Annotated in this window: 12 protein-coding genes and 1 pseudogene; 11 read left to right on the top strand and 2 right to left on the bottom strand. The window is 59.9% G+C overall.

Translation table 11 applies throughout. The annotated features are described in order from the left end of the window. Positions 1-61 precede the first annotated feature (61 nt). The gene (locus tag GT748_RS03130) at positions 62-490 is read right to left on the bottom strand and encodes a hypothetical protein (RefSeq protein WP_021661405.1); all 429 of its coding nucleotides are present in this window, start codon (positions 488-490) and stop codon (positions 62-64) included. A gap of 295 nt (positions 491-785) precedes the next feature. On the opposite strand from GT748_RS03130, the gene GT748_RS03125 reads away from it, so the two are divergent. From GT748_RS03125 to GT748_RS15375, 10 genes are all read left to right on the top strand, one after another. Continuing rightward, on the top strand, positions 786-1,979 hold the full coding sequence (locus tag GT748_RS03125) for a serine/threonine protein kinase (RefSeq protein WP_021661404.1): 1,194 nt from the start codon (positions 786-788) through the stop codon (positions 1,977-1,979). A gap of 164 nt (positions 1,980-2,143) precedes the next feature. Continuing rightward, entirely contained in the window at positions 2,144-2,659 is a 516-nt protein-coding gene (locus GT748_RS03120; RefSeq protein ID WP_052537737.1) for a DUF4352 domain-containing protein, read from the top strand. 684 nt (positions 2,660-3,343) lie between these two features. Next, positions 3,344-4,726, top strand: coding sequence for an MATE family efflux transporter (locus tag GT748_RS03115; RefSeq protein WP_044993528.1), 1,383 nt, complete (start codon positions 3,344-3,346; stop codon positions 4,724-4,726). A gap of 175 nt (positions 4,727-4,901) precedes the next feature. After that, on the top strand, positions 4,902-5,465 hold the full coding sequence (locus GT748_RS03110) for a sigma-70 family RNA polymerase sigma factor (protein WP_021661399.1): 564 nt from the start codon (positions 4,902-4,904) through the stop codon (positions 5,463-5,465). Between the two features lie 85 nt (positions 5,466-5,550). Beyond that, positions 5,551-5,829, top strand: a complete 279-nt coding sequence (locus tag GT748_RS03105; RefSeq protein WP_021661398.1) for a zinc-ribbon domain containing protein — start codon at positions 5,551-5,553, stop codon at positions 5,827-5,829. Positions 5,830-7,259: 1,430 nt separating this feature from the next. Next, entirely contained in the window at positions 7,260-8,099 is an 840-nt protein-coding gene (locus tag GT748_RS03100) for a transporter substrate-binding domain-containing protein (protein ID WP_143161664.1), read from the top strand. 72 nt (positions 8,100-8,171) lie between these two features. Next, a complete protein-coding gene (locus GT748_RS03095) occupies positions 8,172-8,987 on the top strand; it encodes an amino acid ABC transporter permease (RefSeq protein ID WP_021661392.1) in 816 nt (271 codons plus the stop codon). A 50-nt stretch (positions 8,988-9,037) separates the two neighbouring features. After that, the gene (locus GT748_RS03090) at positions 9,038-9,808 is read left to right on the top strand and encodes an amino acid ABC transporter ATP-binding protein (RefSeq protein ID WP_073261375.1); all 771 of its coding nucleotides are present in this window, start codon (positions 9,038-9,040) and stop codon (positions 9,806-9,808) included. Positions 9,809-10,421: 613 nt separating this feature from the next. Further along, a complete protein-coding gene (locus GT748_RS03085; RefSeq protein WP_044993523.1) occupies positions 10,422-10,814 on the top strand; it encodes a VOC family protein in 393 nt (130 codons plus the stop codon). Positions 10,815-10,851: 37 nt separating this feature from the next. Beyond that, on the top strand, positions 10,852-11,031 hold the full coding sequence (locus GT748_RS15375; protein WP_243147993.1) for a hypothetical protein: 180 nt from the start codon (positions 10,852-10,854) through the stop codon (positions 11,029-11,031). Positions 11,032-11,106: 75 nt separating this feature from the next. Here the strand turns inward: GT748_RS15375 and GT748_RS15850 are convergent. Beyond that, positions 11,107-11,211 (bottom strand): annotated as a pseudogene (locus tag GT748_RS15850) (winged helix-turn-helix transcriptional regulator); the annotation flags it as partial. A 477-nt stretch (positions 11,212-11,688) separates the two neighbouring features. Here GT748_RS15850 and GT748_RS03075 point away from each other — a divergent pair. Further along, complete coding sequence (locus GT748_RS03075; RefSeq protein ID WP_044993521.1) at positions 11,689-11,898, top strand: DUF1858 domain-containing protein; 210 nt, start codon at positions 11,689-11,691, stop codon at positions 11,896-11,898. Positions 11,899-11,914 lie beyond the last annotated feature (16 nt).

Here is an 11,914-nt window from a genome sequence, read left to right as displayed (position 1 = left end):
TGGCGGGACGGTCGGCGCGGAGTGTGGCCTTGTGGCCGGCCCGGCGCACTGCGGGAGGGGGCTAGCTGAGAAGGGTGGGCTCCCCCGCCTCGTAGAGCAGGTCGTCGGCTTCGGCCACCCCGAGCCCCTTGTCCAGGCAGTAGAGCAAGATGGCGTCGCGCCGGTCGCGGGGGTAGAGTTTGCCCCGCCCGGCCAGGCGGAGGACGCGGTCGCACTCGTCGGCACAGAGGCCGCCGCCCAAGCACAGACAGATGAGCTTGTCCCGCTCGGCCCGCTTTTTGCCGGCCAGGATCTGATAGGCGTAGACCTCGCTCAAACCGCTGCGGCGGATGACCTCAGACTTGCGCAGGCCCCGCTTTGCCAGGCATTCGACGAGGTACTGCGAGAATTCCTTGTGCAGGAATTCGCCCTCGTTCTCGCGGATATAGGCGTCCAGAGACGGCGCCTCTTGCAGCTCGTTGCGCAGCTCTCCGGTGGTTTTTTGGGACACAGGATCAGCCCTTTCTGTGAAACTGCCCAGTCTGCCTGGGCGAAAGAAGTACCTTTCATTATATAGAAGCCCGGCCCCCGCCGCAATATGCTGGCAGCTAAGTGTCTTTTCGTTTGGGTTGTGGTAGAATAAAAATAGCTGTGGGTGAAAAGAGGGCGGGCGACCGCCCTCCTTTGCCGGGGGCCGGACAGCGGTGCCCCAAAAGGCCGCCGCGCCGCATCCGAGAGAGAAGTGCGCGCCGCCCCGCCAGGGTCCCACAGCGGGAGAATTTACAGAGCCGAGGAATGAGACAGCGATGACAGAGTTGACCGACTACCTGGCAGACCGGTATCAGGTGCTGGACACCTTTTCTGAAAATGAGCGGGCGAGAGTGGAGCTGGTGCGGGACAAAAATACCGGTCTGGTGGCGGTGAAAAAGACCATTCACCGGGCGGACACCGTCTATCCCCAGCTGCGGGACCGGCAGTTTGCCGGCACCCCCATGGTCTATGACCTCTACCAGTGCGCGGGCGAGACGGTGGTGCTGGAGGAGTACGTGCCCGGGGAGACGATGGCCCGCTGCGCCGAGGGACGGCGACGGCTGGGGGTGGCGCAGGTGGGGCGGTGGCTCTGTGCCCTCTGCGATATTTTGGAGCCCTTGCACCGGGCGGGGCTGGTACACCGGGACATCAAGCCGCAAAATGTGCTGGTGCGGCCGGACGGACAGCTCTTCCTCATCGATTTCGAGGCGGCCCGCCAGTACGACCCCCGGCAGAAAAACGACACGGTCTACCTGGGGACCAAGGGCTATGCCGCCCCCGAGCAGTACGGCTACGCCCAGACCGACGCCCGCACCGACCTCTATGCTCTGGGGGCGCTGGCCAACTGGCTGCTCTGCGGCAAACTGCCGGAGGAGCGGCGCTGGAAGGGCCCTTTGGCAGAGGTGATCGACTGCTGCCTGCGCATCGACCCGGCCCAGCGGTACCAGTCGGCCGCCCAACTGCGGGGGGCGGTGCAGCAGGCGCTGGCAGGGCTGCCCGCCGAAGAGGGGGCTGCTTTCCCCGCGGGGCCCGCCCTTTCCGCCGCCGCCCCCCAGCCGCACAGCCGGGGAAACGCCGCGGCGGCGCTGCCGGCACAGCCTTTCCCCGCCCCCTCCTCTGCCGAAGAGAGCGGGGGACCGCCCCGCCGGTGGCAGAGCGTATTTGGCAGGGAAAACGCCTGGCGGCTGGTGGCATTTTTGGCCTTCGCCGCCTTTGTCCTCTGGACTGCCCTGACCAGCCGTCCCTTTGAGAGCACGGGAACGGCGGTGAGCTGCCTGATTTACCTGTGGATATTTCTCCCCCACGCTGCTTACTGGTTGGACTTGGGGAGGGTCCGCACCCGACCGCCCTTTCGCGCACTGGACAGGCGGGGACAGCGCTGGCTGGCGGGACTGTGCTACTTAGCCGTCTGGCTGGTGATTTTGATTATTTTGGTACAGGTCGGATACACCCTTTACCGGGTGCCCTGATGGCCGGTGGAGGAATTGGGTCCCGGGGTAAAGTCCTATGCTGGGAGCATAGGACTTTACCCCGGTTTTTTCGTACAATGAGGGCGATCATCCGAGGTCTGGAACGGAGGGTCGCCCGGCAAGTACAGCCGGGCCATTTTGCCAGTGAGAGGAGTTTTGGAAAGATGAAAAAACGCATTTTATTGTCTCTGCTCTGCGCGGCGGCCCTGGTGCTCTGCGCCGGCTGCGGCTCCAGCACCGATGGGGGGAGCGGGTCGGGCGAGAGCTCTTCTTCGCAGGTGGAGGAAAAGACCTCCTTTGGCGTGGGCGAGACCTACGAGGGCGACGGCGTGAAGATCACCCTCAACAAGGTGGAGGAGAACGAGGGCACACAGTACCTGAAGCCCGACAAGGGAAATACCTTTATTGTCTGCGAGTTCACTGTGGAGAATGGATCGGACAAGGAGCTGCTCATCAGCGCCGCCTCTTTTGACGCTTACGCCGACGACGAGGCCATCAGCCTCAGCATCAGCGCCTCCTACGAACAGGGCAAGGACCTCAGCGGCACCATTGCCAAGGGGAAAAAGCTCACCGGCATCATCGGCTACGAGCTGCCGGCGGACTGGAAGGAGCTGGAGCTGCAGTACAAGCCCAACCTCTTTTTGGACAAGACGGTTAATTTTGTGGCCACCAACGCCTAGGAGTGCCCCGAGAGAGGAGCAAACACCGCTATAAACAAGGGGGAGAAAAACTCCCTTTAGAGAGCCGACGCCGCAAACCAGCGGCGCCGGCTCTTTTGCGGTGGCGGGCTTTTGGGCGGGGCGACACTCTTCGACAGCGCCCCGCTTGCCACCGTCAGGTGCGAGGGGCGGTGCCCCCTTAAACAGGCAGCCTCGATGGAGCGGAGATAGGGGTAAAGCACCCAACTGCTTCCACAATTCCCCCTTTTCGTCACGGGGATGCGCTGCCCCTGACGGCAGGGTAGGGGAGAGCGGTTGCGCAAAAGGCCGACCAAGGCCCCTGCCGTCAAGTGTCCATTTTGCCGAGATATTGGGCTGGCCGCCGGGGGGAGGAAGTGCATCCCTTTCGGGAAGATGCGGGGAGGATGGACGAAAAAGACGGTGGGGAGGCGGTATGATAAAGACAAGGAAGGACGGAAAAAGACGGTCAAAAAAGAAGTCGCTTTTTGGACAAAAGGTGTTGGCGCGGGGCTGGGAATGTGGTATACTGCTGCTGTCATAGGGAGGGCGGCCCCCTCCCACCAGTCGCTTTTCGGCCCGGCGGACCCCACAGGCGGCTGTTTTTTGTGCCTTTGTCCAGCACTCCCTCTCGCCAAGAAAGAGGGAGTGCTGGGGGCGAAATCAAACAGAGAGGGAATTGAGAACGTGCGCGACAAGATTTTGACCGAAAAGTCCTTTTACCGGGCCCTGTTGACGGTGGCCATCCCCATTGCCCTGCAAAACCTCATCAGCTTTGGGGTCAATATGATGGACACCGTGATGCTGGGCCAGTTGGGCGAGGTGCAGTTGTCGGCGGCCTCCCTGGCCAACCAGCCCTTTTTCGTCTTCAGTATGTTCTCCTTCGGCTTTGCCGCCGGCGGTTCGGTGATGATCAGCCAGTACTGGGGCAAGGGGGACACAGCGGCCATCAGCCGGATCATGGCCATTGGGCTGAAGTTCGTGGTGGTGCTCTCCCTGCTCGTCACCGCCCTGGTGCTCTGTTTCCCCGAGGCCATCTTGCGCCTCTTCACCGCCGACCCCGAGGTGGTGGCCGAAGGGGTGCGCTACCTGAAGATCATCGCCTTCTCCTACTTCTTCTACGGGGTCTCCAACTGCTATATCACCTCCCTGCGGGGGGTGGAGCAGGTCAAGATTTCGGTGGTGATCTACTCGGTCTCCTTTGTCATCAACGTGATCATCAACTACATCTTCATCTTCGGCGCCTTTGGCGCGCCGGCCCTGGGGGTCGCGGGCGCCGCGGTGGGCACCCTCTGCGCCCGCATCAGCGAGTTGGTGATGTCGATCGTCTACATGGAGCGCTTTGAAAAGCGCACCGGCTTTCGGCTGCGCCACCTCTTTCACAAGATGGACCGGCTGCTGCTGGGCGACTACGTCAAGACCAGCCTGCCGGTGGCCTTCAACGAGATCGCCTGGGGGCTCTCCACCTCGGTGCACGCCGCCATTTTGGGACGGATGGGGGCATCGGTGGTGGCGGCCAACAGCATCGTCAACGTGGTGACCCAGCTGGCCTTCATCTTCCTCTTCGGCCTCTCCAACGCCACCGCCATCCAAATCGGCAAGGCTGTCAGCTCGAAACCCGCCGGGTATGTGCGGAAGATGGCCACCACCATGCAGCTGCTCTCCCTGGGGGTAGGGACGGTGGGCGCTTTGATCGTGCTGGCCATCCGAAAGCCGGTCATCGGGCTGTACAACATCGCCCCCGAGACCACCGCCATGGCCAGCGAGATGATGATCGCGGCTGCGGTCATGACCTTTCTCATCTCGGTGGAGGTCATCTCCACCATGGGGGTTTTGCGGGGCGGCGGCGACACCAAGTTCACCTTCTTTATCGACGTCTTCTTCATCTGGGCGGTGGCCACCCCTCTGGGGGCCTACTTCGGCCTGGTGGCCAAGGTGGCGGCGCCGGTGGTCTATGTGCTGCTGCGCATCGACTCCCCCATCAAGACGGTGGTCTCCTTTTTCCGCATCCGCAGCGGCTGCTGGATGCGAAACGTCACCCGGGACGAGTCTGAGCTGGCGGCGGAATGATTTTTCGCACTGGGCAGAAAGGTGGATTTCTGCTCCGCCATGCGACTTTTGGAGGGTTTGCGCAACTTTTGTCTGAAAAATCTGGCGCTTTTGGCGAGAGTGAAAAAATTCCTTGACAGGAAGTGGTTTATGGGTTAGGATGGGGATGTTGAGAGAACGCTAAAGGTAGGGTCTTATGGGCGATTGGAAACCGGATGACGCACAGACCGAGCTTCTGCGCCGGGCGCAGGGGGGCGACGCGAAAGCCCTCAATCAGTTGGTTTCTGCCTACCTCCCCATCGCCGAGGCGATGGCGCACAAACTCTTTTCCGCCGACTGCGAGGACATGGCGCAGGAAGGGCTGATGGCCCTGCCCGCCGCGGTGAGCAGTTTTGACGCGGAGAGGGGGATCCCCTTCTCCTCCTACGCGACGGTTTGCCTTCGCAACGCCATGATCGCCAGCCACCGGCGCAGCCGGGCGCGCAAGCGGGGCAGCGGCGAGGAAAAGCTGCCCTACTTGGACGGAGAAGACGGAGCCGACGGGGCCAGCGACCCTCAGCAGATAGTTGCACAGCGAGAACAAGTGTCCCGCCTGATGAAGCAGGCGGAGAGTGTTTTGTCTTCGTTTGAGAAACAGGTATTGTCTCTACACCTGGACGGGTACAGTTACAAGGACATTTCGCGCCTCTTGCACAAGCCGGAGAAATCTGTCGATAACGCCCTGCAACGAGTGAGAAAAAAATTAAAATATGCCCAATAGCTCAGGGGAGCGTTTAGGTTTTTCTAAAAGACGGTTCAATTCCGGTGCGGGCCAAATTTATCTTTCCAAAGTGAGGTACAATCAAATGTTCGAAGACAAGACTTTAGTGTGCAAAGAGTGCGGCCAGGAGTTCGTGTTCACCGCTGGTGAGCAGGAGTTTTACGCGGAGAAGGGCTTTGAGAACGAGCCCCAGCGCTGCAAAGAGTGCCGTGACAACAGAAAGAGAAACCTCAGAGGCCCCAGAGAGATGCACGACGCCGTCTGCGCTTCTTGTGGCGCTCCCTGCCAGGTTCCCTTCCAGCCCCGCGAGGATCGTCCTGTCTACTGCAGCGACTGCTTCGCCAAGATGAAAGAGGAGCAGTAAGCTACCGTTTCTTTTCGTCAATCAAAAGCCCTTCGCTCGTTCGAGCGAAGGGCTTTTTTTGCGTGTGGGAACGGGAAGAGGGAGCTGCCAGGGATGGGGAGATGTTGAAAAGAGGGGGAAGGTGGAAAGGACGGCGGTGCAAACGCTTGGCAGGACATCGGCCGGGGGAGGGGAAAGGGGGAGAGACGGTGTACCAAAGAGCTGCAGCGGTTTGAGGAGAAGAGCTGCCGTTAAAGCGTCCGGCGGCAAAAAAGGGAGTACTCTGGTCGGCGCAGTAGATACAGGAGAAAGGCGGCCACAGAGCGGCCTTTGGCTGCCAGCCCTCTGTCGGCCCTGCCATGGAGAGGAGGGTGTGCGCTGAAAGATGTGAGGAAAGGTGCCTTGTCTTTTGACTGGAAGGGCCAAACACTGTGCCGCCAAGAAGGGGGCTAACTGCTGCCGAAGAGATATAAGTGGGAACCTCTGGCGGGCGTTTGGCTGCACGGGAAAAAGGAGGGCCAGAGAAGGGAGCAGGCGACGGGGCAAAGAGAAGGGGCTGCGGCAGTTTGGGCAGAGGGATGGCCGCTGAAATGCCTGACGGCAGAAGGGCAGGGGTCCCAGTCGGCCAAGCAGGTGCAAGAGAGGGGCTATCGTGGCACAGCTTCTGCGCCCCAACCGCAAGAGGTGGGGCGCGTCGGGGAGATGAAAAGGGATGCTTCTATCTTTCATCTAAGCGGTGTATGGGATGCAGGCCCGGCAAGGAAAAGAGCTGACTGCCACCAGAGAGGTGAGGGTGGACAGGGTGTTGGGCTGCAAAGGATGGCGGCAGGGGAGGAAAAAACAGAGGAGTGCGGTGCTGTGTCAAAGAGTTGTGGCGTTTTTGAGGGGGGAGGCCAGAGGCGAAAATGCCGGGTGGCCCTCTCAACAAAAACAGTGGCATCTTTGGCGCGGTGCCTGGTGCCTGGTGTCGATGCGTCGGGCGGCGAGAAAATGAGGGGTGTCGTTCGCTGAAAGAGGCGCCGGTAGAGGAACTGTCGACCGCCGGACAGATGCTGTCTTTTTATCGAAGAGAGGGGGCTGCTGGAGAGGTGAAAAGCTCTTTCTCCATCCCTTGCCCAGGTGGCTGCAAAGTGGCTGGCTTTTGCCCGGCTGTTGAGGGAAGAGATTGGTCGGATGGCGGGCAAAAGATGTGAAAAAATTTCCCCTTTCAAGCGGGAGAAGACGAAAAGACAGCGGAGAAATCGCATATTTTGTAACCAATGACTGAATACAATGTAAATAATGGTAGTGGAATCGTTAAGATAGCATAAAACCTCTCCCCAGTGCATTGAAAAGAAGGGGGCAAGTCACTATAATACAGGCAAAGGTGAGGGGGCGGATAATTGACCCGCCCCCGGCCTTATTGGAAAGTGGCATTGCCGAAAGGCAAGATGGAAAGGTAGGTTTTTATCGTGAAAGGGAAACGAATCATCGCTATGGCGTTGGCGGCGGCTCTCTGTCTGCCCCTGACCGGCTGCGGGGACAAGTCTGCGGCAAACGGCGATGACCGTCCGGTTTTAAAGGTCGGCTTCGAGTGCATGACCGCGCCTATTACCTGGACCCAACTGGACGATTCCAACGGGGCGGTGCCCATCACCGGCAGCAATGAGTACACCTATGGCTTTGAGGTGGAGCTGATGAAGCAGCTTTGCGACAAGGCCGGCTATCGGATGGAGGCCTACAAGATCGACTGGGAGGGGCTGCTGCTGGGGGTGCAGACGGGCACCATCGACTGCGCCATCTCGGCCATCAGCATCACCGACGAGCGCAAGGCCTCGATGGACTTTACCGACTGCTACTACCGCAGCCAGATCGTGGCCCTGGTGAAAAAGGACAGCAAGTACGCCGGCAAGACCAAACTGCAAGACCTGTCGGGCGCCAGCTGCACCTCGATGCTCAACACCCTATGGTACGACATCATCGACCAGATCCCGAATGTCGACAAGATGCCCGCCATGGACAACGTGCCGGCCATGATTGTCTCGCTGCAGTCGGGCATAGTGGATATGCTCTTGATGGATGAGCCCACTGCCCTGTCGGCCGTGGCGGCCAACCCCGACCTGGCCATGGTCAAACTGGCCGAAGGGAGCGGGTTCCAGCTCTCCGACGAGGACACCGACCTGGGGATCGCCGTCAGCAAAAAACGCAGTGATGTGAAGGAAAAGCTCAACGCCGCCCTGGGCCAGATCACCGAGGAGGAGAAGGAGGAGATGCTCCGCCACGCCATCGAGGTGCAGCCGGTCAACCAGTAGCGGCCTTTCGCGTGGGGCAGGCGCGCCCCCTTGTAACGGGATGAGCGATCAAAGAAAAAGGGGAGAGAAACCATGAATTTGCCCACCACATTTTTCGGATGGGTGGCTTTTATCACCGAGAAGTACGGCGTCGCCTTTTTAAAGGGGGCCGGCACCTCGGTCTACCTGGCGGTGCTGGGCACCCTGCTGGGCTGTATCATCGGCTTTTTGGCGGGGACGGTGCGCACCGTTCCCCTCACCAAGGAGGACAATCTCTTCAAGCGGGTGGGAATGAACATCGTCTGGGCCATCATCCGCTTCTACGTCTGGGTTTTCCGCGGCACCCCCATGATGGTGCAGGCGATGGTGATCTTCTACGGTGCAGCCGCCATCTTCGGGGTGCACTTTCAGCCCCTGATGGCGGGTCTGCTGGTGGTCTCCATCAACACCGGCGCCTACATGTGCGAGACGGTGCGGGGCGGCATCCAGTCCATTGACCCGGGTCAGATCGAAGGGGCCAAGGCCATCGGCATGTCCCACGGCAGGACCATGCTCTCGGTGGTGGTGCCCCAGGCGTTTCGCAACATTACCCCCCAAATCGGCAACTACCTAGTCAGCAACATCAAAGACACCTCGGTGCTCAGCGTCATCACCGTGAACGAGCTGTTCTACTCGGCCCGGTCAGCGGCGGGCGTCTACTTCAGATACTTTGAGGTGTTCTTTGTGGTCAGCTGCATCTACCTGGTGCTCACCACCCTGGCAAACGCCCTGCTCCACCTGGTGGAGCGGCGGATGAACGGCCCCCGGGACTACAAGTTGGCAGACCCCGCCTCCATCCCCGAACTCAAGGCGATCGCGGCGGAGAGCGACCGGGAGAAGGCGGAGATGCAAAAGGAGGCAGTGAGATGAGCGGGCAGACGGTACAGGAGCGCCGAAGTGTGGCCCCGGGCGGGGATGAGATGTCCCCGGCCCTGCGGGAACTGTGGCAGCGGGAACCGATCCTCAAGGTGCGGCACCTGCAAAAAAACTTTGGCACCCACATGGTGCTGCGGGACATCGACTTCACGGTGCACCAGGGCGAGGTGGTCTGCGTCATCGGGGCCTCGGGCTCGGGCAAGTCGACCCTGCTGCGGTGCATCAATCGGCTGGAAAGCCCCAGCGGGGGCGAAATCTACTACCACGGCGAACTGGCCGGCGGGGATGGCTTTGACTGGAACCGCTACCGGGCCAAGGTGGGGATGGTCTTTCAGTCCTTCAACCTCTTTGCCAACCAGACAGTGTTGGAAAACTGCATGGCCGGGCCCCGGTATGTGCTGAAAAAGGGAAAGCAGGAGTCCCGCGAGCTGGCCCTGCGCTACCTCTACAAGGTGGGGATGGTGCCCTACATCGACGCAAAGCCGGCCCAGCTCTCGGGCGGGCAGTTGCAGCGGGTGGCCATCGCCCGGGCCCTGGCCATGAAGCCGGACGTCCTCCTCTTCGACGAGCCCACCTCGGCTCTGGACCCGGAGATGGTGGGCGAGGTGCTGGGGGTGATGAAACAGCTGGCCCACGAGGGGATGACCATGGTGGTGGTCACCCACGAGATGGAGTTTGCCCGCGAAGTGTCCGACCGAACGGTCTTCATGCTCGATGGGTTCATCGCTGAGGACGACACCCCGGAGGTGATTTTCGGCAACCCCCGAAACCCCAAGACCAGAGAATTTTTGAGCCGGTTTATGCACCGGCTGTAAAAGGGAGGACAGCCCCCGACCGCACAGATGGCGGCCGGGGGCTGTTTGGCGTTTGGCTGGAGAAGGTATGGCGCGGGGGAGATGGCGTCGCTTTTTTCGCTGTTGCCCAGCTCTTTGCCGGTGGCTTTGGAAACGCCGATGTGATCGGGAGGAATGTTGAGACAGCCCTCCCCCCTGCCAATTCACCTTGCAGGGGGGAGGGGCAGAGGGGCCAACGGGAGAGGGAGAAGATATTTCCACAGAGGGTAGCGGTCGTGACCGGCAGATAGGGCCAGACGCGGGCCAGAGGGGCCCGGGTTTCGGGAATGACAAAGAGAGCTGGAAAGAGGGCGGTGGTCGCCAGTGCGAAGATGGCGGGCACGGTGCTTTGTATTTTTCACGGGCAAGGCCTCCCCTCAAAAAGGCCGGGTCCTGCCACTGGGAAGAGAGGAAAGACGAGGTGTCAGGCGTTGGGCCGAATCGTCCCGGTTGCGGATACATGTATCTGCTAAAAGCTCTGCTGATTTCACCACATTGCCTTGAGAAAAACACTTTTGTCAGGTATCATAAAAACAGTACACTTTTGGCAAACGAGGCGTACCTGTCAGATTGGGAAATGGGAGGGGATCGTATAATGGCGCTTGATCTTGTGGGATGGAATGTGGTTTTGGATTCTGATCGCGCGGACGAATTGTCTGCATTTTATGAAAAATTGCTTGGCTGGACGCGGTTCAAGGGGGAAGAGTATACAGTCTTGGTAAATTTGGAACAAACGGGAACGCCAACCTGGCTCACCATTCAACAGGTGGATGACTATGTGCCACCCGTGTGGCCCGCGACACTGGACAAGCAGCAGCAGATGGCGCATTTGGATTTTCACGTTCAGGATGTGGAAGAAGGGGTGAAATATGCCTTGTCGTGCGGCGCAAGCATATCGGAGCACCAATATGATGACCGTTGGCGGGTGATGATCGACCCTGCGGGACATCCGTTTTGTATCCTGCCTCCGATCATGCCTTGGATGTAAGAGTTGAAGCCTGTAAAAAGTCTATGAGGCTGGTTGAATGCGCCTGGTTGGCATAGGGCACTCCCATGAGGGCGGGCAGCAAACAAATAAGCGCACTTTGTACGGGTTGCGTTTGTTTGCTTTTTGTGGCCATTTTGAAGAAGGCCGGTTTGCCGAGCTTGCTGTCAATACTTTTTACAACAGGGAGGGCGAGCCTATCGCCGAGCAGTGTCCTTAGGAGACGCCCCCAGTTTTCGGGCAGATGGTCGGCCCCCCGGTCGGAGAGGACGATCAGGATGGGGATAAGGGAGTGGCCTCGGCGGAAGAGGGAGTATTCCACCTTGGGAGGGATTTGAGAGTACTCCCGGCGGATGACGAGGCTGTCGTGCTCCAGCTCCTTGGGTTGGGAGGAGAGCATCTTGTGGGGGATACCGGGGCGGGCCCGCTTCCATTCGCTGTGTCACAGCGCCCCCTGCCGGCAGAGGCAGAAGGGGACGGGACGTTTTCATCGCCCCCTCAATGAGAGATGGTACACAGAAAGGGCTCTGCATTGAGGGGGCGCTGGCTGGCGTTCATGGACGACTCTCCTTTGGCGGATGGCCACCCCAAAAGTGTGCACTTGCAACCCTCTTTTTTCTCATTGTATATAAAATGAGAAAAATATAAATGGGAGTTGCTAAAGCGACGGACTCTCTGCCGCTGCCACAGCGGGCTTGACCGCGGCCTGGGGCGGGGCGGCAGAGTGGCTCAAAATTGGCTTTATGCACGGAAAACGGTAGTGAAATTGTGACAGAAACACCAGAGAAAATGGCCCCCATAGGGGTTGTGTTGGGGGGGAGAACAGGCTATAATAGAGTCATTCGGTAAACTTTATGACCAAAAGGAGCGTATCGAAATGACCATTACACCGGAGATTTTGATTGGCGAATTGCTGCGCATCGACGCGGAGGGGATCGCCCCCATTTTGATGGAGGCCGGCATGCACTGTGTCGGCTGCCCCGCCTCGCAGGGCGAGAGTCTGGCCGAAGCCTGTATGGTGCACGGGATGGATTGCGATACCCTGGTGGCAAGCATCAACCAATACCTGGCCTCGAAAGAGGCATAACGGGCGGGGCCCCCGG

The sequence above is a fragment of the Bittarella massiliensis (ex Durand et al. 2017) genome (assembly GCF_009876955.1).
Lineage (GTDB): Bacteria > Bacillota > Clostridia > Oscillospirales > Ruminococcaceae > Bittarella > Bittarella massiliensis.
Note: the sequence above shows the minus strand (reverse complement) of the source record. Positions and strands in the feature narration are given on the sequence as shown.